The sequence below is a fragment of the Azohydromonas australica DSM 1124 genome, from assembly GCF_000430725.1.
GTDB classification, from domain to species: Bacteria; Pseudomonadota; Gammaproteobacteria; order Burkholderiales; family Burkholderiaceae_C; genus Azohydromonas; species Azohydromonas australica.
Genome location: NZ_AUMO01000023.1, coordinates 58,826 through 80,233, shown reverse-complemented (window position 1 = coordinate 80,233; position 21,408 = coordinate 58,826). Strand labels below are relative to the sequence as shown.

30 protein-coding genes are annotated in these 21,408 nt (G+C 68.4%); 16 read left to right on the top strand and 14 right to left on the bottom strand.

Features of this window, described 5'->3' with window-relative positions; translation table 11 throughout:
- Window positions 1-343: 343 nt before the first annotated feature.
- Complete coding sequence (locus H537_RS40570) at window positions 344-952, top strand: mechanosensitive ion channel family protein (RefSeq protein WP_051241573.1); 609 nt, start codon at window positions 344-346, stop codon at window positions 950-952.
- 98 nt (window positions 953-1,050) lie between these two features.
- Here the strand turns inward: H537_RS40570 and H537_RS0102005 are convergent, their stop codons facing one another.
- Entirely contained in the window at window positions 1,051-1,977 is a 927-nt protein-coding gene (locus tag H537_RS0102005; RefSeq protein WP_043458019.1) for a LysR family transcriptional regulator, read from the bottom strand.
- Between the two features lie 99 nt (window positions 1,978-2,076).
- On the opposite strand from H537_RS0102005, the gene H537_RS0102000 reads away from it, so the two are divergent.
- From H537_RS0102000 to H537_RS56420, 7 genes are all read left to right on the top strand, one after another.
- Window positions 2,077-2,745, top strand: coding sequence for an RraA family protein (locus tag H537_RS0102000; protein WP_043458064.1), 669 nt, complete (start codon window positions 2,077-2,079; stop codon window positions 2,743-2,745).
- Window positions 2,742-4,115, top strand: coding sequence for an amidase (locus H537_RS40565; protein ID WP_051241571.1), 1,374 nt, complete (start codon window positions 2,742-2,744; stop codon window positions 4,113-4,115). The genes H537_RS0102000 and H537_RS40565 overlap by 4 nt, the downstream gene beginning before the upstream one ends.
- 20 nt (window positions 4,116-4,135) lie before the next feature.
- A complete protein-coding gene (locus tag H537_RS0101990; protein WP_028996572.1) occupies window positions 4,136-5,092 on the top strand; it encodes a Bug family tripartite tricarboxylate transporter substrate binding protein in 957 nt (318 codons plus the stop codon).
- A gap of 71 nt (window positions 5,093-5,163) precedes the next feature.
- Window positions 5,164-6,138 carry a Bug family tripartite tricarboxylate transporter substrate binding protein gene (locus H537_RS0101985; RefSeq protein WP_028996571.1) on the top strand — a complete coding sequence of 325 codons (975 nt, stop codon included), beginning with the start codon at window positions 5,164-5,166 and terminating at the stop codon, window positions 6,136-6,138.
- 41 nt (window positions 6,139-6,179) lie between these two features.
- Window positions 6,180-6,875 carry a DUF4286 family protein gene (locus H537_RS40560; RefSeq protein ID WP_051241569.1) on the top strand — a complete coding sequence of 232 codons (696 nt, stop codon included), beginning with the start codon at window positions 6,180-6,182 and terminating at the stop codon, window positions 6,873-6,875.
- A gap of 313 nt (window positions 6,876-7,188) precedes the next feature.
- Window positions 7,189-7,527 (top strand): zinc ribbon domain-containing protein YjdM, encoded by a 339-nt coding sequence (locus H537_RS0101975; RefSeq protein ID WP_028996570.1) that lies wholly within the window; start codon window positions 7,189-7,191, stop codon window positions 7,525-7,527.
- Window positions 7,528-7,645: 118 nt separating this feature from the next.
- On the top strand, window positions 7,646-8,050 hold the full coding sequence (locus H537_RS56420) for a hypothetical protein (RefSeq protein WP_310733000.1): 405 nt from the start codon (window positions 7,646-7,648) through the stop codon (window positions 8,048-8,050).
- A gap of 173 nt (window positions 8,051-8,223) precedes the next feature.
- Here H537_RS56420 and H537_RS40555 read toward each other — a convergent pair whose 3' ends face one another.
- Both H537_RS40555 and H537_RS52230 read right to left on the bottom strand, forming a co-directional pair.
- Window positions 8,224-8,499 carry a ferredoxin family protein gene (locus tag H537_RS40555; protein WP_051241567.1) on the bottom strand — a complete coding sequence of 92 codons (276 nt, stop codon included), beginning with the start codon at window positions 8,497-8,499 and terminating at the stop codon, window positions 8,224-8,226.
- Window positions 8,496-8,684 (bottom strand): hypothetical protein, encoded by a 189-nt coding sequence (locus tag H537_RS52230; RefSeq protein WP_156901310.1) that lies wholly within the window; start codon window positions 8,682-8,684, stop codon window positions 8,496-8,498. Before H537_RS52230 ends, H537_RS40555 begins: the two co-directional genes overlap by 4 nt.
- Here H537_RS52230 and H537_RS52225 point away from each other — a divergent pair.
- Entirely contained in the window at window positions 8,683-8,826 is a 144-nt protein-coding gene (locus H537_RS52225) for a hypothetical protein (RefSeq protein ID WP_156901308.1), read from the top strand. The genes H537_RS52230 and H537_RS52225 overlap by 2 nt on opposite strands.
- 53 nt (window positions 8,827-8,879) lie before the next feature.
- On the opposite strand, the gene H537_RS0101955 is transcribed toward H537_RS52225, so the two are convergent.
- Entirely contained in the window at window positions 8,880-9,110 is a 231-nt protein-coding gene (locus tag H537_RS0101955; RefSeq protein ID WP_028996567.1) for a hypothetical protein, read from the bottom strand.
- 365 nt (window positions 9,111-9,475) lie between these two features.
- Here H537_RS0101955 and H537_RS52220 point away from each other — a divergent pair, with 365 nt between their 5' ends.
- From H537_RS52220 to H537_RS40550, 3 genes are all read left to right on the top strand, one after another.
- Window positions 9,476-9,676 (top strand): hypothetical protein, encoded by a 201-nt coding sequence (locus tag H537_RS52220; protein ID WP_156901306.1) that lies wholly within the window; start codon window positions 9,476-9,478, stop codon window positions 9,674-9,676.
- A gap of 196 nt (window positions 9,677-9,872) precedes the next feature.
- Window positions 9,873-11,312 carry an NAD-dependent succinate-semialdehyde dehydrogenase gene (locus H537_RS0101950; protein ID WP_028996566.1) on the top strand — a complete coding sequence of 480 codons (1,440 nt, stop codon included), beginning with the start codon at window positions 9,873-9,875 and terminating at the stop codon, window positions 11,310-11,312.
- A 210-nt stretch (window positions 11,313-11,522) separates the two neighbouring features.
- Window positions 11,523-12,713, top strand: coding sequence for an MFS transporter (locus H537_RS40550; RefSeq protein ID WP_238446587.1), 1,191 nt, complete (start codon window positions 11,523-11,525; stop codon window positions 12,711-12,713).
- 243 nt (window positions 12,714-12,956) lie between these two features.
- On the opposite strand, the gene H537_RS0101935 is transcribed toward H537_RS40550, so the two are convergent.
- Both H537_RS0101935 and H537_RS52215 read right to left on the bottom strand, forming a co-directional pair.
- Window positions 12,957-13,169, bottom strand: a complete 213-nt coding sequence (locus H537_RS0101935; RefSeq protein WP_028996565.1) for a hypothetical protein — start codon at window positions 13,167-13,169, stop codon at window positions 12,957-12,959.
- On the bottom strand, window positions 13,147-13,290 hold the full coding sequence (locus H537_RS52215) for a hypothetical protein (RefSeq protein WP_156901304.1): 144 nt from the start codon (window positions 13,288-13,290) through the stop codon (window positions 13,147-13,149). Before H537_RS52215 ends, H537_RS0101935 begins: the two co-directional genes overlap by 23 nt.
- Window positions 13,291-13,352: 62 nt before the next feature.
- Here H537_RS52215 and H537_RS50545 point away from each other — a divergent pair, with 62 nt between their 5' ends.
- From H537_RS50545 to H537_RS0101915, 4 genes are all read left to right on the top strand, one after another.
- The gene (locus H537_RS50545; RefSeq protein ID WP_156901302.1) at window positions 13,353-14,117 is read left to right on the top strand and encodes a hypothetical protein; all 765 of its coding nucleotides are present in this window, start codon (window positions 13,353-13,355) and stop codon (window positions 14,115-14,117) included.
- A gap of 436 nt (window positions 14,118-14,553) precedes the next feature.
- Complete coding sequence (locus H537_RS0101925) at window positions 14,554-14,916, top strand: hypothetical protein (protein ID WP_028996563.1); 363 nt, start codon at window positions 14,554-14,556, stop codon at window positions 14,914-14,916.
- A 235-nt stretch (window positions 14,917-15,151) separates the two neighbouring features.
- Window positions 15,152-15,427, top strand: a complete 276-nt coding sequence (locus H537_RS0101920) for a hypothetical protein (RefSeq protein WP_028996562.1) — start codon at window positions 15,152-15,154, stop codon at window positions 15,425-15,427.
- Complete coding sequence (locus H537_RS0101915; RefSeq protein WP_028996561.1) at window positions 15,424-15,972, top strand: RNA 2'-phosphotransferase; 549 nt, start codon at window positions 15,424-15,426, stop codon at window positions 15,970-15,972. Before H537_RS0101920 ends, H537_RS0101915 begins: the two co-directional genes overlap by 4 nt.
- Before the next feature lie 52 nt (window positions 15,973-16,024).
- On the opposite strand, the gene H537_RS40545 is transcribed toward H537_RS0101915, so the two are convergent.
- From H537_RS40545 to H537_RS0101875, 8 genes are all read right to left on the bottom strand, one after another.
- Window positions 16,025-17,056 carry a hypothetical protein gene (locus H537_RS40545; RefSeq protein WP_051241564.1) on the bottom strand — a complete coding sequence of 344 codons (1,032 nt, stop codon included), beginning with the start codon at window positions 17,054-17,056 and terminating at the stop codon, window positions 16,025-16,027.
- A complete protein-coding gene (locus H537_RS0101905) occupies window positions 17,056-17,619 on the bottom strand; it encodes a hypothetical protein (RefSeq protein ID WP_028996560.1) in 564 nt (187 codons plus the stop codon). The genes H537_RS40545 and H537_RS0101905 overlap by 1 nt, the downstream gene beginning before the upstream one ends.
- Window positions 17,616-17,921, bottom strand: coding sequence for a hypothetical protein (locus H537_RS0101900; protein ID WP_043458017.1), 306 nt, complete (start codon window positions 17,919-17,921; stop codon window positions 17,616-17,618). The genes H537_RS0101905 and H537_RS0101900 overlap by 4 nt, the downstream gene beginning before the upstream one ends.
- 114 nt (window positions 17,922-18,035) lie before the next feature.
- Window positions 18,036-19,073 (bottom strand): ParB/RepB/Spo0J family partition protein, encoded by a 1,038-nt coding sequence (locus tag H537_RS48760; protein WP_051241562.1) that lies wholly within the window; start codon window positions 19,071-19,073, stop codon window positions 18,036-18,038.
- Window positions 19,073-19,894: a ParA family protein gene (locus H537_RS40535; protein ID WP_051241559.1), complete on the bottom strand. Its 822-nt coding sequence runs from the start codon at window positions 19,892-19,894 to the stop codon at window positions 19,073-19,075. Before H537_RS40535 ends, H537_RS48760 begins: the two co-directional genes overlap by 1 nt.
- Window positions 19,895-20,071: 177 nt before the next feature.
- Window positions 20,072-20,545 carry a hypothetical protein gene (locus tag H537_RS0101885; protein ID WP_028996558.1) on the bottom strand — a complete coding sequence of 158 codons (474 nt, stop codon included), beginning with the start codon at window positions 20,543-20,545 and terminating at the stop codon, window positions 20,072-20,074.
- On the bottom strand, window positions 20,542-21,069 hold the full coding sequence (locus H537_RS0101880; protein WP_028996557.1) for a hypothetical protein: 528 nt from the start codon (window positions 21,067-21,069) through the stop codon (window positions 20,542-20,544). Before H537_RS0101880 ends, H537_RS0101885 begins: the two co-directional genes overlap by 4 nt.
- A gap of 44 nt (window positions 21,070-21,113) precedes the next feature.
- Window positions 21,114-21,401, bottom strand: a complete 288-nt coding sequence (locus H537_RS0101875; protein WP_028996556.1) for a hypothetical protein — start codon at window positions 21,399-21,401, stop codon at window positions 21,114-21,116.
- Between the last annotated feature and the right edge of the window lie 7 nt (window positions 21,402-21,408).

The window sequence follows — 21,408 nt, the reverse complement described above, 5'->3', positions numbered from 1 at the left end:
GCGTGCCAAGTCCCTTCGGTCGGCAGAGAAATCTGTGGGTAAAGGCAAGGCCGGCACGTCACCCACGCCTGGAGCACGGCGCCCGGGGCGCCTCTTCGGATCGGTTTCTCCCGGACATCTCCTTCCACCCGCATGGGTCCGCGCCGGCGCAGCGCTGTTGAGAGTCGGTCGATCGGACCGGTCCATGCGTTGCTCTCACCGAAGACCGGCCTTGAGCGCGGCGATACTGGACGCTCTTTGTCGTAGCTCGGCCGGCAAGCACCTTGGTGGACTCTTGAGGTGCTGCCTGGGCCGAGGCAAGAAATCCCGATCAGGCCTCCCGAGTCTTGGGCGGCAGTAAGCAATGAACAAGTTTCTCCAATCGTTGCATGACCGTTTGCCGCCCTGGATGGCGAACTGGTTCGACGTCCTGGTACCCGCGATAGAGGCCCTGTTGATTGCGCTGGGCGCATGGCTGGCGATGCGCGTTGCGCACCATCTGATCCGCAAGCTGACCGACACGTACTCCCTGCCCGGCAAGGTGACGGCGCTGTCGCTGCGCGTCGTGGCCTTCGTCGTGTACGGCGGCGCATTGCTGTGGGCGTTGGAGCGAATGGGGGTGTCCGGCGCCGTGCTGTGGACGGCCTTCACCGGATTTGCGACGGTAGGCGCAGTGGCGTTCTTCGCCGCCTGGAGCGTGCTGTCCAATCTCTTCTGCGCCTTGCTGATCTACATCACCGGGGCCTTCCGGATCGGCGACCTGGTGGAGTTGCTGGAGAACGGGGAAAAGCCCGGCATCAAGGGCCGGGTCGTGGACATCAACCTCGTCTACACGACCCTGCATGAAAGCGGCGACGACGGAGGCGGAACCACGCTGCAGTTGCCCAACAGCCTGTTCTTTCAGCGGGTACTGCGGCGCTGGTACGGCGATACGGAGCGCGAAGCGAACAGCGGCAGTACGCCTCGTTCCTGAAGCACCGGCGCGTAATGGCTGCTTGAGCAAGCACTCGATCCCGGCCCGGCGGCCATGCCCGACGGCATCAGCCAAGCGCCGGTCCGGTGACTGGTGCCCTACTGGTCTGCTGGCGCAAGCCCTGATGAATGAAAGAAACCTGCCACCTGCAGGTTGCGCTTGGCGATGTCCAGAATGCGGGCGGTGGTATCGCTGCGGTGGTGGGCGAGGTAGGAGAAGTAGTAGGGCACCAGCGGCAACTCGGGATGGGCTCTGAGCACCTTGATCGCATTGGCGGCGACATACGGTCTCGCAATGGAGGCCGGCAGCACCGCGATGGCGTGTCCCGAGACGACCAGCGAAACCATGAGCGAGAGCGAGTTGCACGCGCTGTAGTCCTCGAAGGCGTAGCCGTCCGAAGCGAGCCATCGCGACGCGGATGCGTGCAGGGTCGAGGGTGGCGCATTGGACACGATGCGATGGCTCAGCGCATGGGCCGGCAGGAAGGCCTCGCCATCGGGCACCATCAGGTCCAGGGGCGCCACCCACTGGTGCTCGGTGAAGCCGATGAACTGGCTCGTCACGTCCGGCTGGCTGCTCTGCCCGGTGTGCAGTGCCACGTCGAGCTCGTGATGGTTGATCTTCTCCAGCAACTGGGCCCCACCGCCGACCGTGAGATCGACCCTCAGCGCGGGGTAGCAGTCCTTGAGGTCCTTGAGGATCTGCGGCATGCCCGCTGTGGCGCAGGACTCGTCCACACCGATGCGGATCAGGCCGGTGATGGTGCGCCGCAGGTCCAGCCGTGCCATCTCTTGCGCGGAGGACATGACGCGCTCCGCATACACCAGCACGTTGCGGCCCAGGTCGGTGACGGCAAGGCGCTGGTGCTGTCGCTCGAACAGCTGGATGCCCAGCTCCTCTTCCAGGTCGCGGATTCGATGGGACACCGCCGGCTGCGTCAGGTGGAGGTGTCGCGCCGCCGCGTGCACCGTGCCCAGGCGGGCGGTCCACACGAAGGCCGCCAGTTGGTGCAGGGTAAAGCGCATTGATAAAAAATCTGAATCAACGATGCGCAGAATTTATCAATATCCGTAAAGGCACCGCCTTCCTACCATTTCTTCCATTCAACGAGGGCGATGTACCAAATGAATGGAATTGAACTGGGAACCCTGCCGGCACCATGCGACCCGGCACTCCTTGCGACGCTTTGCGAGGCCGAGCCCGCGACCATCGGGCATTTCCATGACCACGGCTTCCTGCACCGGCGCATCCGCGCGGTGGCCGGGACACGGCGAACCGCTGGCGTGGCCGTGACCGTGCGTTGTGAAGGCAACGACGGCTCCATCCTTCACCACGCGCTCGGGCAGCTGCGTGCCGGGGACTTCCTGGTGGTCGACCGTGCGGGCGACGACGTCGTGGCCTGCCTGGGCGGTGCGAGCGCTCTGGCGGCGCAACTGCGCGGCGCTGCCGGTGTCGTGGTGGATGGCTGTGTCACCGACATCGACGAGCTGCGCCAGATCGGCTTGCCGGTCTGGGCCTGCGGCCTGAGTGCGCGCACCACCCGAAGCAGCGGCGCGGTGGGCACCTTCTGCCGGCCGGTGCAGTGCGGCGGCGTGCAGGTGAGCGCGGGTGACCTGGTCCTGGCGGACGAGAACGGCATCCTGGTCATGTCCCCGCACGAGGCCCGCGGCCTGGCCGAGCGGGCCATCGAGATGCAGCGGGCCGAGCAGTCAACCCTTGACCGGCTGCGCGCAGGCGAAAGCTACCCGGCCATCCTGGGCACCGCGCTGCGCGGCGAGGAGGTGCCGGCATGAGCCCGAAGCAGACGCAGGCCTTGCCCGCGGCCTTCCCGCCGATTGCCGAGCTGGCGCGCGCCCTGCGCTCGGGGGAAACCACGTCCGCGGCCCTGACGCGCGAGTGCCTGAACCGCATCGCGGCGCATGACGGCCACTTCCACAGCTTCATCGAGGTCTACGCGGCAGAGGCCCGCGCCGCCGCCGCGCAGGCCGACCAGGAAATTGCCGCAGGCCGCTGGCGCGGCCCGCTGCATGGGATTCCCGTGGCCCTCAAGGACCTGATCGACGTGCAAGGTCGGCCCACCACGGCCGGATCGCCGCTGCTGCAGGCAAACGTCGCCCGTGAAGATGCCGAGATCGTGAAGCGCATCCGTGCCGCGGGCGGCATCGTCATCGGCAAGACGCACATGGTGCAGTTCGCACTGGGGGCCTGGGGCACCAATGCGCACATGGGCACGCCGCGCAACCCGGCCGGCAGCGCGGACGACACCCTGGTGCCCGGCGGCTCCAGCAGCGGATCGGCCGTGGCCGTGGCGGCCCATCTCGTGCCCTGGGCGGTCGGGTCGGACACGGGCGGGTCCGTGCGCGTGCCAGCGGCCTTCTGCGCCATCGTGGGCTTCAAGCCGACCATCGACGCGTTGCCGCGCAAGGGCGTGTACGCGCTCAGCGACACGCTGGACAGCCTCGGGGTGCTGGTGTCGTCGGTGGACGACGCGCTGCAGTGCGCGCTGGGGCTGCACCTGGACGTCGCCGCGTCCGAGCCGGCGGGCAGGCGCATCGGTGTCCTGGCGGACGACGAGCTGGCGCCGCTGGAGCCTGCGGTGGCGCAATGCCTGGCGCGCAACCTGCGGGCCCTGGAGAGCGCGGGCTTCACGCTGGTGCCCTTCAAGTTCCCCGCAGCGCTGGCCGCCTTCAAGGCGGCGACCAACGCCATCATGATCGCGGAAGGGGCCGCGGTGAACGACCGCTTCCTGGACGATCCTGCGTTGCCGATCGATCCGTCGGTGCGGCCCCGCCTGATCGATGCCCGGTCCACCACGGTGGTCGAGTACCTGAAGGCCCGGGAGACCGCGCTCGGCTGGCAGCAGCAGTTTGCCCAGGAGATGGCGCGGCTGGAACTGGGCGCCATCGCGATGCCCGTGACCGCTGCCCCCGCACCGCGGATCGAAGACGTGGACCACAACCTGGCGCCGGTGCACTTCACGCGCCCGGTCAACCTGCTCGCCCTGTGCGGCATCTCGGTGCCGGCGGGAGAGGACGAGCGTGGCCGCCCCATCGGGCTGCAACTGGTTGGCCCGGCCGGCCAGGACTTCGCGCTGCTGGACGTCGCGGCGCAGGTAGAGGCTGTGCTGTGCGCCAGCCTCGACGCCACGCCGATCGGCGCTTGATGCCAACAGGAGCAACGACCATGCTGAAGAAAGCGCTCATCGTACTGCTGGCCTGCGGCGCGCAGCTCACGCTGGCCCAGGACTATCCCAACAAGCCGGTCAAGCTTATCGTGCCGTTTCCGCCGGGCGGCAGCGTGGACATGGTGGCACGGCTGGTGGGCAAGAGCCTGCAGGACTCGCTCAGGCAGCCTTTCCTGGTGGAGAACAAGCCCGGAGCCTCGGGCAACATCGGCGCGGCCTTCGTGGCCAACTCGACACCCGACGGCTACACGCTGCTCGTGGGCAGTGCCGGGGTGTTCGCGGCCAACCAGTACCTGTACGCCAACCCGCCCTTCGACCCGCAAAAGGCCTTCGCCCCCATCATGCGGATCGTGGACCAGCCCAACATCCTGGTCGTGAGCCCGCAGTCGCCGGCGCACAGCGTCAAGGAGCTGGTCGCGATGGCCAAGGCGCAGCCCGGCAAGGTGAGCTTCGGCAGCGCCAGCGTGGGCTCGGCCCAGCACTTCTCGACCGAGATCTTCATGCAGCAGGCCGGCGTTGAGATGCTGCACGTGCCGTACAAGGGCGGCGCCCCCGCGCTCAACGACCTCATGGGCGGACAGATCGACATGCTGTTCGACACGTCGCCCACCGCGCTGCCCTACGTCAAGAGCGGCAAGCTGCGCGCGCTTGCCATCACCAGCAGCCAGCGCTCGCCGCTCCTGCCGGACGTGCCCACCATGAAGGAAGCCGGCTTTCCCGCCTTCGAAGTGGTGACGTGGACGGGCATCGCAGCGCCGGCCGGAACACCGAAGCCGGTCATCGACAAGATCAGTGCGGCCATCCGCACGGCCTTGAACGGCAACCTCAGCCGCCAGCTCGCCGAGACCTCGCTCATTCCCGTGGGCGATTCGCCCGAGGCCTTCCGCGAGTTCATCCGCAAGGACGCCCAGGGCTACGAGGCCCTGGTCAAGTCGGCACGCATCACGCCGCAGTAGGCGGCACGCCCCTTCCTCCCCGCGTCGCCCCTCCAAGCGGGGCGCGATCACTCCTGCCTGACTGGATGCACATGAAGACCGTACTGCTCTCCCTTTTCTCGGCTGCATCGCTCCTGGCGTGCGGTGCAGCGCATGCCGGCGACTACCCGGACCGGTTCATCCGGATCGTCGTGCCCTACCCGGCGGGCGGCGCTTCCGATGCCGTTGCGCGCATGGTGGGCCAGCGGCTTGGGCAGCGCCTGAAGCAGCCGGTCGTGGTGGAAAACAAGCCGGGAGCCACCGAGCAGATCGGGGCCAGCTATGTCGCCAAGTCGGCACCCGACGGCTACACGCTGCTGCTGGCCTCGACTGCGGGGCTGTCCGTCAATCCCACGCTCTACAAGGGCCGGCTGCCCTACGACCCGGAGAAGGACTTCGCGCCGATCGCCATGGTCGTGACGCTGCCCAGCGTGGTCATGGTCAATCCCAACCTGCCGGTGAATTCCTTCAACGAGCTGCGGGCCTATATCAAGGCGTCGCCGCTGCCGATCAGCTACGCGTCCAGCGGCGCGGGCAATCCCAGCCATCTGGGCATGGAGCTTTTCAAGCGGGTGGCGGGCGTGGAGCTCACGCACGTTCCCTACAAGGGTGGCGCACCGGCGCTTCAGGACGTGATGTCCGGCCAGGTCCCGGTCATGATGGCGATCGGACCCGAGTCCATGCCCATGGCGAAGGCCGGCAAGCTCAAGGCGCTGGCGATCACCACGGCCAAGCCGTCGCCTGCATATCCAGGCCTGCCCACCGTGTCGGAGAGCAGCGGCTTCGCCGGGTTCGAGCTGCTTCACTGGTTCGGCCTGCTGGCGCCGGCGCACACCCCGGACGCGGTGGTTTCCATGCTCAACAAGAACGTCAACGAGATCCTGCGCGATCCGGAGATGAAGGCCAAGCTGGTGGAGATGGGCCTGGAGATCGAGGGCGGAACGCCCCAGAAGCTCGCCGACACGATGAAACGGGACCGGCTGAAATGGGAAAAGGTCATCGCGGACGCCAACATCCGTCTCGACTGACGGGCCGCACACCGGATTCGCACGCTGGAAGGGAAACTGACATGGTATTTGGTGGAACGGGCATCCTGATGTCCTCGATGCAGGTCCTCGCGCAAGAGGAGGACGATTTCAACCTGTGGTTCGACACGGAGCACCTGCCCGAGCGCGTGGCGATCCCGGGCTTCCTGGATGCGCGGCGCTACGAGTCACTCGGCTCGCCGGTGCGATACCTGCAGATCTACAACGCAGTGGATTTCGAGGCCCTGGACAGCGCGCCGTACCGTGCAGCCTTGGCTAACCAGACGGCCTGGTCTCTCCATCACATCGCCCGGTTCATCGAGCCGACCCGGGTGGTTGGGCGCCTGGTGCACAGCCGTGGCCAGGCGCGCGGCGGCGCCGTGGCGCTGGTTCGGTTGCGTCCGAAGGAAGGCGTTCAGATGGTGCCCGGCCTGGAGTCCTATCTCCAGTTGCTCGACATGCCTGGCGTGCTCGGTGTTCATTTCGTGGAAGGGGACCCGGAGCTGTCCAAGCCGGTGACGGTCACGGGCCCTCATCCCGGCAGCAGTGACGACTACATCATCTTCGAATGTGCAGGCGCCGACCTGGCCCAGCGCGTCGTCAACCAAGTCAAGCAGCCCGGCAACAGCTATGGCGAGCTGGTGGAGGCGGCAGCGTACCGCTTGCGCATGGACCTGACGGCCGACGCCCTCTCTCGAAAGAAGAAGGACCAGGGGCTGTCCTCGTCGAGGGTTGGATAAGGCCGGACCGCGCAGCACCGGGGCTGGTCCGATGCTGCAAGCCGCCATCGACTGGTGCCTGGATCCAGGCAATGCTTCGGCGGTCGATGTTGGCGGCTACCAGAGCAGGCGCTTCACGTTGCCCGTAGCGTGCCGCGAGGTGGCACGCCGTACGCGGGCGTGGCCTTGATCATCGCGCTGCTGAGCACGAAAAGAAGCGGCAAAATCGCGGCCGGCACATCCAGCGGCGTGCCGCAGCGCCGCTGATCGGAACCCGGTGGCGCTGTGCCACCGCCGCATGCAGCCCAGCGTGTGCCGTTGAAGACGCATTTTCATGAGCAACTTGCCCCCTTGTCCTGCCTGCAACTCCGAGTTCACCTATGAGGACGGCGATCTGCTGGTCTGTCCGGAGTGCTCGCACGAATGGAGCCGCGACGCCACGCCGGCTCAGGACGAACAGCGGGTGTGGAAGGACGCGCACGGCAACGTGCTGCAGGATGGCGACTCGGTGACGCTGGTCAAGGACCTGAAGATCAAGGGCTCCTCCGCCGTCATCAAGGTCGGCACGAAAGTCAAGAGCATCCGCCTGATCGACGGCGACCACGACATCGATTGCAGGATCGACGGCTTCGGCCCGATGCAGCTGAAGTCAGAGTTCGTGAAGAAGGCTTGACCGGCGCAGCTCGCGCCTCGGGCCTGACGTTGCCAGAAGCCCAGCAGCGACTGGCCCAGGCGCAAGCGAAGCATTCGGCTGGGCGAGCGCCAGGTGGGCCGCTGGTGCCTCAGTCCGGGTGGTCGTCGAGGCGTGCACGACGTCAAGGCCTTGCTTCCTGATTTTCGGCATTTTTGTTGAGATTGCCATTCAACTGCGCGTGATGTTGACTGAGGTGCGGATCCGGGCGTTCCGCCCCGTGTGTCGGATAGGGCCTACACATCGAAGAGGCACTGGCTGGCTGCTCGATGAACGGCTACCGCACACACTGCCTCGCATGAGCAACCCTTGGCTGAAGAAGAATCCTTACCTGAGCATGTGGCTCAGTGGCGCCAACGCGGTAGTCGGTGCAGCACAGGGCCGCGCAAGGCGCGGCGTGAAGAGAAGTGCCGCCACCGCCACGCGCCAAGTGACCGAGGCCATGGTGAATGCCTGGTTGACGCCGTTTGCCGCGCCGAAACCGCGGCGCAAGCAGCGCCGCTGATCCGCGCGGCCTCACGCTGCGGGGTCCCCGACCCGGTCTGCTCCATTCCAGCGGTGATTACGCGGCCAGCGACGCGTGGCTGGCGGCCGTGTCGGGCGAGAAGAGGCCCGGACGCGGTCGCGTTACGGCTCTGCCGGACCGTTCGTCACCACCGCGGCGTCAGCCGGCTTCCATCACGTCCGGGTCAGTGGCCTTGTAAGCCGCGGCCAACCGACCCTGTGCGCCCGCTGCAAGGTTTGCGCAACGAACGCCTGCTGTGGCGGCACGAGCTCGACGTCGGCGCGGATGGCGTCCACCGGGCACTCCGGCACGCACATGGCGCAGTCGATGCACTCGCTGGGCTCGATGGCCAGCACGTCGGGGCCCTCCAGGAAGCAGCCCATCGGGCAGGGCGCCACGCATGCGGTGTCCTTGCAGCCGACACAGGCCTCGGTGACGGCGAACGTCATGTCAGTTCCCTTGCAAGCAATGCCTGCAGCACCAGCGCCACTGCCATGCCCACGACGAACGACGGCATGCCGTGCTCAGCCAGGTTGCGGGCGCTTCCCGCCGCAGACGTTGCCAGTCCGAGAGCGCGCCGCGCCGTGAGCCTGTCGTTGCCGGCCTTCCTCCACCGCCGGAAGGCGGTTGTCATGAACGCCACCACTGCCAGGGCCAAGGCAACCGGAAACCCGGCGGGACAGGAGGGCCTGGCCGCCCGGGCCGCTGGCTGCAACGATGCGGCGCAGGAGCCGTCGGCTGCAGCCGTCAAGCAGCGAGTCCAGCCGGGCAGCTGATCGCGCTGGGTGCCGTGGACCAAGACGGGGTTGCCACCTTGGGACGACAGCGCTCACGCCATTTTTCGACAGTTCACCGCGCAGATCTTCTGGTTGCGGCCCAAGATCTTCTTGCTCACCAGTTCCGGAACGGGCTTGTGGCGACCGCACCTGTAGCACGACATCCTGGTCGAGCAGCCACCCAGCATCATGGGACCAAATTCTGAACCGGGTATTTTCGCCGTGTACCTCAACCCGTCGGTGGAGATCGTCGTCTCGGTGTCGATGTCGCGGTTATGGTCCATGGTCCTCCAGTTGGAATGAACACTGGAACATGGTACTGCGAAGGAGAAACGGGTGTGCCGGGTCGACATGACCGGGCTACAGGCCGAGCGGCTGACGCTGTGGAGATCCTTCAAGTCGAGATTGATCCAGGTCGCAACGCGGGTGACGTATGTCCCAACGGTGTTGGCGGTGTCCGTCGCAGTTGAAGCATCACGACCATCGTCCGTACGTTGACGATGGAATGAAATTTCATGTGCGGATTTTCTGCGGGCACTGCAAACGCGCACACGCCAAGTACAGCTATCAAAGTTGTTGTTTTATCAACCTAGGTTGACATAAAGAGAGTCGGAGCAACTGCTAAACAGCAAACTGAAGTCTCTTGCACTTGGTGCGCTTCAATAGCAATTATGTGAATTTGATTGCCAACGCAACAACCCATCTGCCGTTGCGCATCAATGCCAGTACTACCTACGGACTGGCCGTCATCGATGGCGCCGGTCTGGCCGCGCAGGCATTCGCGGCGCCATGGCGCTCACGCATGCCTATGGCTTCGAGGTTGGGGCCGCGTGCGAAGGCTGAGGCCTGAGCTGCGGCTGCCTTTCGCCCACTGGCGGTCTGCGTTCCCGGCAGCCTGGGCGTTATGCTTGCCAGAAGCGCGTGCGGGCATGCTGGCAGTGGGTTCATGCACCGCCGGCAGCGAGCGCAACGCTCGCGCCGCTTAGAGTCCGGCTCGCAGGCATTTGTCAGCATCTGCTGGCGCAGCAAACCGTACGGTGACATCCTTGACCTATCCCAACACGCAACTCTTCATCAACGGCCAGTGGCTCGATGCCGCGGACGGCAGGACGCTCGCCGTGTTCAACCCGGCCTCAGGCCAGGAAATTGGCCGAGTCGCCCACGCGGGCAAGGCTGACCTGGACAAGGCGCTCGAAGCCGCCCAGAAAGGCTTCGAGACCTGGCGCGACATGACGCCCGCCGAGCGCAGCAAGATCATGCGCCGGGCCGCCGCCCTGATGCGCGAGCGCGCCGCCGAGATCGCCCCGCTGCTGACGCAGGAGCAAGGCAAGCCGCTGGCGGAGGCCAAGGGCGAGACCCTGGCTGCGGCCGACATCATCGATTGGTTCGCCGAGGAAGGCTTCCGCGTCTATGGCCGCATCGTGCCGCCCCGTGGCAACCTGGCGATCCGGCAGATGGTGCTGAAGGACCCGGTAGGGCCCGTGGCCGCCTTCACGCCCTGGAACTTCCCGATCAACCAGGTGGTGCGCAAGGTCAGCGCCGCGCTGGCTGCCGGCTGCTCCATGCTGGTCAAGGCGCCGGAAGAGACCCCGGCCGGCCCCGCCGCGCTGATCCGGGCCTTCGCCGACGCCGGCATCCCGCCGGGCGTGCTGGGCCTGGTCTACGGCAACCCCGCCGAGATCTCCAGCTACCTGATCCCGCACCCGGTGATCCGCAAGGTCACCTTCACCGGCTCCACTCCGGTGGGCAAGCAGCTCGCCGCGCTGGCCGGCCAGCACATGAAGCGCGTGACGATGGAGCTCGGCGGCCACGCCCCCGTGATCGTCTGCGAGGATGCCGACATCGCCCTGGCCGTGAAGTCCGCCGGTGCCGCCAAGTTCCGCAATGCCGGCCAGGTCTGCATCTCGCCGACGCGCTTCCTGGTGCACGAGAGCGTCAAGGACGAGTTCGCGCAGCAGATGGTGAAGTACGCGCAGGGCCTGAAGGTAGGTGACGGCCTGGCCGAAGGCATCCAGATGGGCCCGCTGGCCAACCCGCGCCGCCTCACGGCGATGGCCGAATTCCACGAGGACGCGGTGAAGGCCGGCGCCCAGGTGCTGGCTGGCGGCAAGCGCATCGGCGACGCCGGCAACTTCTGGGAGCCGACCGTGCTGGCCGACGTGCCGCTGCAGGCAAAGATCTTCAACGACGAGCCCTTCGGGCCTGTCGCGGCGATCCGCTCCTTTGACAAGCTGGAGGACGCCATCACGGAAGCCAACCGCCTGTCCTTCGGCCTGGCGGGCTACGCCTTCACAAAGTCGCTCAGGAACGCCGATCTGCTCACCCGCCGCGTGGAAGTCGGCATGCTGTGGGTCAACATGCCGGCCATGCCCAGCGCGGAGATGCCCTTCGGCGGCATCAAGGACTCCGGCTACGGGTCCGAGGGCGGTCCCGAGGCACTCGATGCGTACCTGAACGCACGCGCGGTAGCGATCATGAACATCTGAGCGCACGCATGGGGCAACAGCGCCAGCGCGTGCTGCCCCCTGCTGTCGAGCGCAACGCACTGGCCGGGTTCAGCACTTCGGCCGCTGCGACGCGGCTGCAGCGGGCGGCTGCCTTGCCCAAGCCGGCATGAGCTGTTTGGCTGGCACTGGCGTCAAGGGCGACCGGCAGCCCGTCCGATTCCCCCGTTCGACATCAGCCATTCCTTGGACGTGAGCTCATCGATCGGGACAGCGCGGGCTTTCCTGGCGCTGGCGCTCGGCAGTGCGCTATTCGGCAGCATGGCGCCGTCGCCGCTCTATGGCGTCTACCAGTCGCGCTGGCACTTCTCATCCACGACACTGACGGCGTTGTTCACGGTCTATGCCGTGGGCGTGCTGGTGTCGCTGATGACGATGGGGCGTGTGTCGGACCGCCATGCAGACCGTCGCGTCGTGATCGTGCCTGCGCTGGTCGTGGTGCTGTCGGGCTCCCTGGTGTTCGCCTGGGCATCGAGCCTGACGGGCTTGTTCCTTGGGCGGCTGCTCACCGGACTTGGCAGCGGTGCCCTGAGCGGCGTGTGCACGGCCGCGCTGGCCGACCTCGATGCAGCATCGGGCCGCAGGCCGCGTGCGGCCATGATCGCCACGCTCGCGTTCACCAGTGGCGCGGCGCTCGGGCCATTGACCGCATCGGCTGCACTGCACCTGGGGGTCTGGCCCACGGCGCTGCCGTTCGTGGTGGATGCACTGCTGGCCGTTGCGGCCATTGCCGGGCTGCTGCGAGGGCCCTGGCCCGGGGCGTCGAGGGCGTCGTCAGCCTCCTCTTCGCCGCTTGCACAGCCGAGTTGGTCCGGGCAGTTCCGACCGGTGCGCCGACGCTTCATCGTGGCCTGCGCCGTGGTTGTCGCAGCCTGGTCGGTGGGTGCCGCTTTCATGGCTTTTGGCCCGACGCTGGCACGAAAGGTCTTGCTGGGGTTGGGCACGGGAGGCGCCGGGCTTGTCGCCGCGCTGTTCCAGGTCGTGGCTGGGTGCAGCCAGATGGCAGCGCCGCGCCTTGCGAGACGCACGACCGTGCAGGCGGGCCTCGTATTGCTGGTCATGTCCATGGCGGGATGCATGGGCGCCCTGGAAACAGGCTCGGCATGGTGCCTGGGTTTGGCCGCCATCACGGGCGGCATTGGTTACGGAGCGGGCTTCGTCGGCTCCTCCAGGGCCGTGACGGAGATTGCGCCACCGAACCGCCATGCACAGCTCGCATCGATGTACCTGGTGGCGGGCTACCTGGGCTCCGCCGCATCCACCATAGGACTTGGAGCACTGACCGATGCCTTGGGTCTGCAAGGCGCCGTGTCCGTATTCGCAGCGCTGCTGCTCGGCGGCGTCGTGCTCATCATGGTCAGCATTCGGCGTCTACCAAGATGAGTCCAGCGGCACAGCTGGGGTGACGAACCGTGCCATGCGGACGTGATCCGCCACCCACCAGCCCGGTTCTTCCTGATCCGCTTCAAGGTTCCAGCGTTTGCCAGCGCACGCTGCCCGCTTCTCTGCACAAGGAGGTGTGCTTCATCAATCGCGCCACTGGGTGCCGTTCACGGTGCGGGGCAAACGCCGGGTGCGATCGAATCCAGCTCAACACGGCTTCCAACCGTGAGGCGACTGCCCCGGTCAACTGGTCCGTGCGTCGACCTTGTCTTGCCGTGGCGTGCTCACCGTGGCCGAGCCACGCGTCACGCCCGCATCGCTGACCAGGCGGCCGTTGAGCGAATACCAGTTGGGGATGCCGAGCGCACGGTTGCGAGCCTGTGCCTCGCGCACAGCTTGGTTGCCGATGCGCCCGATGCTGGTGGACCAGCGTTCAGCCTTCTTCAGCTTGGTCATGTTCCGGTGCGGGAAGGAGAGCTTGGAAAGCGGCCCACATCTGCTCGTCATACACCTCCCGCTGGCCGTCCAGTGTTTCGGCGACTACGAGAAAGGATTCTCCGCCATTGAACACCACCATGCGCTGGTGAGCCAGCGAAGGTCCGCGCCTGCAGCGAGACGTACAACGCCCTGGTGCGCGCGGTGGACGCAGCCGAGACGGCCAAGGAGCGCGCGGCGGCCGAGCGGCGCCTGGCCGAGACGCCGTGGGTGGCGTGGGAGGACGCCATCAAGCTGCAGCGCGAGGCCCTGCCGCTGTCGGACAGCGACGCGCTGGCGCTGGCCGCCGGGCTTGACAGCCGCAGCGAGGCCGGCGCGCTGGACCCGGGCGCCATGGCTGACCCCGACGCCGTGCGCGCGGTGGTCGCGGGCGAGGCCGAGCCGCCGATGCTGCAGCCGCCGCAGCAGCCGGACATCGACCTGGGCGCGATGCCGATGCACGCCGGCCGGGCGGAAGTGCCGGTGGCGACCGTAGCGGCTGCGGCGGCGCCACCGGCCGAGGCGGCATCTCCAGCGGTTGCCTCACCGGCTCGGCCGATGGCGCCGCCCCCACAGGCCCGCCACGGCTTCGACGCCGACGCCAACGCCCAAGCAGATGCAGCGCGCGGCGGACAAGGGCGATGCCCAAACGCTCGACGCCCCGGACGAGCAGCTGCGCGCGCGGCTCACCCAGCCGGGACAGCCCGCAGCGCCGCGGCGTCCAGCGGCGGGTGCGGGCCTGGCGACGCCAGCGCACCGGCACACGGCGCCTTGAAGCCGCGCCGCCAGGCGCGAACAGGTATCACAGGGCGATCGACAGCGGGGTGGGGCGCTTCCCCTGGCCTTTCCCCTCCGTCCCATCCCTTGCAGCCTTGGCGCTGCCGCCCTTTCTTCATCCCGCGGGGAGACCGCCAAGAGCCCGGCCCATGACCGCCAGGCCCGTGTCCCGATGCCGGCGGGCTGCCTAAGCCTCGTCTAATTCTTCGCCGCCACCATGGATCCCCAGGTGCTTGCGGCAGCAACCGCAGCGCCGTCAAGGTTCACAGGGCGCCCCAGCGGGGCGGGCCGATGCTCCTCCTTCCCCCGGGCTTCCGTTCCCGTCCCGCGCAGCTTCGGCTGCCGCCCGCTCTTCTTCCGGTTCGCACCGAGCCCGTAGCGGCTGGTGTCTCGCTGGTACCGCGGTAGCTCGGCGCCGAACCCCGGGCCTGTGACGCCGGCAAGGCGCCAAGTGTCCATTTCCTGCAACTTCCGCAAGGCCGCAAACGTCGCAGTGAACGAGCTCACCCCATCGAATCCCGCCGGCGGCACACCGCTCCACCCTGGACGCCCATGCCTGCCCGACGCCCTCGCACTGCCGGCCCTAGCCATGCGCATGACGTGGCCGGTGCAGCAGCTCCTGCAGCGCTGGCAGGCGCTGCAGGCCGACGTGCGCTGCGCCCGGCATGCCGGCGAGCCGCAGCGCATCCAGCACTACGTGCTCGGCGGCGCCAAGCTCGCGCGGCTGGGCGTGTTCGACGAGGTCGGCGTGCTGCGGCACATGGCCAGGACGGTGCTGCAGACCGCCCGTGATCCGGCACTGCCGGGCTTGTGGTGCAGCGCATGCCTGGAGCAGCTCGCAGCCGCGCTGCGCGAGCTCCGGCGTGTGCTCGGGCCTCGGGGCGCCGTGGAGGCAGCGACCATAGAGCAGGCCGTGCGGCACGGCTACCACGTCTGGCTGGCTCCTTGCTGAATGCGGCCGGGCCCTTGAGACGGCTGCTGGTGCGCACCGGCATTTCGCCGTGGCCGGCTGCCGGAGAACGCCGTGCTGAATCGCCACGTGACGCGACGTGCATCGTCAGCGCGCCGGCGCACGCCGGTTGCCCGTAAGTGGGCCGGGCGTCGTGATGTCGGCACCAGTGCCCGAGGGTTTCGGCACCGGCCGCGCCAGCGGCAAACCGTGTTTACCCAGCAGCAGAGGTCGGCCCATGAAGCGGCTGTTTCCGGTCAACGAAGCGCTTACCGTCAAGTACGACGCCGTCCTGAGGCTTATTGCTGCGGACCTGGGGTGCCCCGTGGATACTATCTACATCGGCAACGGGGCCCGTGGCGCTGCGGTGTTCCACGAGGACTGCCAGGGCAACGAAGGCACCCGCTGTGCCTGCACACTCGGCAGCCCATACTGGCAGCAGTGCCAGGCGCAAGCGGCCGTCGCGGCGCTGCTGGCACGCCTTGCCCTTGACCCCAGCCAGGGACCGGCATGAGTACCAGGCTCGTGCAGGCCAGCAAGTTCCTGAGCTTCGTGCTGCGCCACCAGCCCGAAGCCATTGGCCTAGCGCTCGACGCCGAGGGCTGGGGCAGCGTGGACGAACTCGTCGCCGGTGCGGCCCGGCAGGGGCGGCAGCTCTCGCGCGAGCTCGTCGAGCAGGTCGTCGCCACCAACGACAAGAAGCGTTTCGAGTTCTCGGTCGACGGCCGTCGCATCCGCGCCGTCCAGGGTCACTCGACGCCCGGCGTGGACCGCCAGTTCGAACCCGTGCAGCCGCCCGACGTGCTGTTCCATGGCACGGCCTCGCGCTTCGTCGCCGCGGTCAGCCGGGAAGGCCTCAAGCCCGGCTCGCGGCACCACGTGCACCTGTCGGCCGACGAGCAGACCGCCCGGGCCGTGGGCCTGCGCTACGGGCTGCCGGTGGTGCTCGTGGTGGACGCCGCACGCATGCACGCGCAAGGTTTTGTCTTCCACCAGGCCGAGAACGGGGTGTGGCTCACGGCCAGGGTGCCGCCGGCTTTCCTGCGGCGCAGCAGGTGACGCTGCTATTGCCTTGTCTTTGAATGCGTCCCCAACCGTAGCGGCAATAGACCTACCGCCCGGACCTCGAAAGGGTACGGCCCTGCCAGAGATCACCATGCTGGCACTGTCCTTTCACTGCTTCTGGTCGCTCGCGCAGCCCGGCTTCATGTGCTTGTTGGTGACGTTGCTCCTGCGCAAGTGCGCGCCCGGCCAGGTGCCGTACCATCGGCGTACCGGACAGGAACGACTTGACCTCGCGCGCGAGCTGTCGGTCCGCGGGGTCCGGCGACGCGGCCAGCGCGTTGTGGACGTGGCCCCACGCCGTCAGCGCCTGCTCCATCGTCCGCGAGGGCATCGTGATTCCATGCGGGTCGTGGCGCAGCGTGCCCGCCGCGCGCGCCTTCACTCTCCAGATCGGGTCATCGTCCTTCACCGTGCCGCGCGTGCTGCGCCGCGTGGCCTCGGCCTCGATGCCCCGGTCGCGCAGGGCCAGCGCGAACCGCTCGCGCCAGCGGAGCAGGTCGGCCGGCCCCGGGTGCAGCCGCTGGCGCAGGTCCTTGCTCTCGATCCGCACGGCGAGGTGGACATGCGGGTTGGCCTGGTCTCCGTGGTAGACCCAGGCATAGCGGTACCCGGCAAACTCCTGCGCCGCGAACGCCGCCACCGCGGCCTGGAGCGCCTGGGGGTCGGTGTCCGCCACCATGCCCAGCGTGATCTGCAGCGCCTCGCGCCGGTCGCCCTCGGCAAGAATCAGCGAGCCGCAATAGCGCCACAGGTCGGCAACGTGGCGCAGGCCGTCGCGCCCGCGGTGTTCCCGCCCATCCTCGTCCGTCAGCGGCAGCTCGCAGCGCCGGGTGATGTAGTTCAGATGGCGCAGGATGGCCCGCATGCCGCACCCGCCCCCGGTGATCTTCACCACGACCTGCGGCGCGCCACGCACCACACCCCTGATCCGGTCGCGGATCGTCCCGGCCGCCACGTGGCCGCCGGCATGCAGCCAGGGCAGCGTGCTGTCCGACCCCGGCCGGGCCTTCCTCGCGTGCGGGTAGAACAGCTCCTGCCCCCAGCGCAGCAACACGCCGTCCACCTGGCGGGTGTCCATCAGTCCCGCCTCCCGCGCCGCCCGGCACTGCGGCGGGTCGTGCGCAGCCCTTGCGCCACTTCCGCGGCCAGCCTGGCATGCGCCCGAGCCTCGCGCGCAACGCTCACCAGTAGCGCCTGATCCTCGGCCGGCAGCCGCCCGTCCAGCTGATGCGCCATCCCGGCCAACTGGGCACCCACGCCCAGCAGCCGCTCGCTCAGTTGCGCCAGTGCCCCCAGGGTCTCCAGCCGGGAGCGGCCGGCCTTGTCGCCCATGAGCAGCCGCGCCAGGTACTCCACCTGGGATACCCCTGCTGCCGCCGCACCCTCGAGCAGCGCCTGCGACTCCTGCTGCGAGAGCCGTGCCGTGAAGGTGAAGTACTCCGCCCCCAGGCGCCGGCTCGCCGCTGGCCGTGCCGCGGGCTCGTCCTGCACGGCATCGACGCCGGCAGTCACGAGGGCATCCCGCACCAGGCCACGTACCCAGCGGCCTACCTTCTGACCGTGCTGCGTGCAGTGGGCTTCGGCCTGCGCCTTCAGCGGTCCCAGGTCCACGCTGAGCAGCTCGCGCCCGGCCCGCGTCACACGACCCCCTCAGCCACCAGCACCTTGATCAACGTCGAGCCGGCCAGGCACGCGACGCCCACCACCGGCATCGCCCCCGGCCGCGCCTGCCGCCGCAGCCCGATGGCAAGCGCCACCCCCGGCACCAGCAGCAGGAAGCCCATCGGAATCGCCGTGCCCAGTGGCTCGGGACACAGCGACACGGCTGCACCGATGGCCAGCCATACAAGCACGCACCGCCCCAGGAAGCGCCTGCCGGCTGCCCGCGGCTCGAGGGCTTGCCCTTGCAAGGGGAACTCGCGGTTGCCTCGTTGGCGATCCATGGAGCCTCCGTCACTAGAAGTGAATTGACGATTTCTCTTGTTCAGGGAACCCTGAGTGCAGTCGCGCGTATTGCGGCTTGACCGTTGCGGCATGCACGCCCGGCCGATGAGACCTCAACGGGACCCGCAAAACCCCAGCAGCCTCAGGCCGGCCGCCGGCACTGCCTGCCACTGCGTCGAGCCCTGGGGCCGGACATAGACCTGCCCCTGTCCAGCAGGCACGCGCCACGTGTTCATTTCCACCGGCTTCCCCTGGTGCTCGGCCAGCAGCACGGGGGCCTGCGACACGCGGTCCGCGGTCTTGACCGGCGGACGAGGTGCCGGGGCGCCCACGGCGTGGTGCCGCTCCTGCTGCAAGGGGACCGGCTGATCCTGCTGGGCGTTGCATGGTGCAACGCCCGGCGCTGGCGACGTGTGTGCATCGGCATTGCATGGTGCAACGCCTGGCTCGGACAGGACCGCCGTCAGGCGCTCCAGCACGGCCTTGGCCGGCAAGCGCATCGACTTCGCTTCCTCGGCCGCCTCCAGCACCCGAACAGCATCGCGCTCCAGCGCCCGCTTCAGCTCGTCCGCCCAGTTGAACTGGAGATCGTTGGGCGACGCGAATGCGGCGACGACGGGTGCCGGCAACTCGGCAATGGCGATGGCGCGCGACACCTGGCTGGGCTGCCGTCCGATGGAGCGCGCGAGCGCGCTCATCGAGGCAAAGAGCCCGCCGTCCAGCGCCCGCCGGTACTGCGTTCCCTGCTCCCAGGCGGAAAGCTCGCGGCGCCCACGGTTCTCGCGTTCCATCTCGATCCACAGGCCGCGGTCGTCCAGCTCGCCGACGACGGCCTGCACCTGCAGGCCCAGCTCCAGGCAGGCCCGGTGGCGTCGGTGCCCGTACACGACCTCCCACGCCACGAGGCCGTCGGGCTCGCGCAGCGGCCGCACCTTGATGGGCTGGACGTTGCCTTGGGCGTCGGCGATCTCGGCCTTGAGCTCCTCGAAGTCCGCGCCATGGAAGGAGGCCTCGTGCCGGTTGGCCCAGCGGCTGGCGCGGATGGTCGCGGGGTCCAGCAGCAGCGGCTGGCCGCCTTCGGCGCGCGGGCGATCCAGGCTGTCGAGGTCCAGCAGGTCCTCGTCCAGCACCACGGTGGCCGGGCTTCCCATCACGCCACTCCCAGAAGGTGGGCGACTCGGCGCAGCACCGGCTCGATCTCGCGCCACGCGTCGCGCGCCGCGGTCTGGTTCCTGATCTCCGGCAGGTACCTGCCCGAGGCCTGTGTCTCGGCCACGACGCTGCGCTTCGGGATCATGGCAAAGGGGCCGCCCTCGCCGCGGCCGTCGCTGCCGCCCATCGTCATCACGCGCTCGCGGTAGCTGCTGGAGCCCATGAGGGTCTCCATGTTGCGGCGCTGGAAGGGTGTGTTCTCGACCATGGTGGGCACCATGCCGAGGAACTCCAGATGCGGGTTCAGCCGTTCCTTGATGCGCGCGACGCCGACGCGCTCGTGGTTGAACAGCGCCCGGATGCCATCCAGCGACTCCTGGTTGAGCTGGATCGGCGACAGCGCGTGCGTGGCCGACACCAGGGCCGCGACGACGCGGATGTCGGGGTTGGGGTTGGTGTCGATGATCACCACCTCGAACTGCGTGCTCATGCGCCGCAGGAAGCCGCGCACGTTCCTGGCGAACTCGGTGTGCCTGTCGGGCTGCCGCTCCAGGGCAAGCAGCGTCGGCGAGTTGGACGGTAGCAGCACCAGCGGAGCCACTTCGACCGTGGCGGCCGCGTCGGTGAGCACCTTGTCGGCAGTAGTGCTTGAGACCACGGCCTTGCCCGAGAGCGTCAGCGGCTTGGTCATGTTGGCCTGGTGGTCGAGGTCCACCGCCAGCACGCGCAGGCCGAGGCCGGCGAGATAGTGCGCCAGCACGGTGGCGATGGCGGACTTGCCCACGCCGCCCTTCTGGTTGACGAGCACAAGGGTCTTCATGGCTGGTGGCCCTTCACGCTGATGGTTGGGATGTGGCGGGCACTCGTGGCGCACGCGCTGGTGGCCAGACCGTGGGCGCGAGCCGCGCCACTGGTGGTGGCGGTCCGTGAGGGGAGCTGCATGCCGTGGACGGGGCCGTCCAAGGCCATGACAGGCCATCTCTTGCACGGGGTGGGCCTACCGCGGCTTTTCCGCATCGTCGGTCTCGCCTTCGGAGATCGGGGTGAGGTACAGGCTGATGCGGTACTGCCTGCCTGTGCCGGGCGGCATGGCGGCGACGAGCTTGCGCAGGGTCTCGGCCGGGTGGGCCGTCGTGACCGTGGTGCACAGGACGTCCCCTTCGCCACACCAACTGCTCGATGGCGACGCAACGGCCTGGAAGGCCGTTGGCACTGGCGTCGTATCCACGAGCATCACCCCCTCGCTGTCCCGGGCGTCGAGCCGTGCCTTGATGCCGTGGCCGAGGCCGCTGCCTGGCAGGGCGCTGACGGCAGCAGCCACACTGGCGGCGACAAGGCCGCCGAGTCCAACCACCAGGGGCCAGCGCCGGCGGCGGGCCGCGGCGCGCGAAGACAGCGGTGCGGTGGGACCCTGTGCCGGCTCGTCGCCGAACAGCGCCGGATCGAAGTCGATTCCGTTGGGCTTACTCATGCTCGCGCTCCGTTGCCCGGGCGGTTGTTGAAGAAGTCAGCAACGAACTGATCCACTGCTGCCGCGTCCACCGGTGCAGCCCTATCTGCATCCACCGCCGACGCCAGGGGCCGGCAGTGCGCCCGGCTCTCCCAGCCCAGCCGCTGCGCCCGCATGGCTTCCCAGTCAAAGCCCTGGGGCCGCACCTGCAGCCGCAACCCCAGCGCCTCGAGCGCGGCCGTGATCTCGCGCAGGAGGGCGGTCGCGTAGCCTTCCTCCAGCCTGGCCTGGGCCGTGCAGTAGTGCGCCTGCGGCCCGTCGCTGGGCGCCAGACAGGCCTCCCGCGCCAGCATCACGGCGAACGCAAGGTGCTCCTCGACATCGGCGGGCATCTCATGCGCATCGGGCCGCTGGACGAAGGCGCAGCCGATGGCTGCGGCCGACGCTTCGAGCGCGGCCAGCTGCACCGAGTAGAAGCGCGCCTGCAGAAAGCGCGTCACCTTGTCCGCGATGGGCATCGCGCCCAGGCTCACGAGGTTGCTCACGTCGGGCTCCTTCCTTCAGGCAGTGCGGCTGCCGCCTGGCACCTTCAGCCGCCCGTGGTGACCTTGATGCCCAGGACGAACACGCCCATGGCCATGAGGATTCGCGCCACCAGCCAGGTGGTGAACTTGTAGGGCCGGGGGCAGGCCTCCCGGCCCAGGGCGCGCTGCAGCTTCGCCAGGCCCCAAGCGAACACCAGCATCAGCAGCGTGCTGCCCATGTTCCCGGAGGCCTGCGAGGTGTGCATGAACTCGAGCATGTAGCCGCCGACAAGCGCCGGCCATGCCACGGCGTCGATGACGGCCAGGCGGGTGCGCCAGGGGCCGGGCTTCACGGGATGG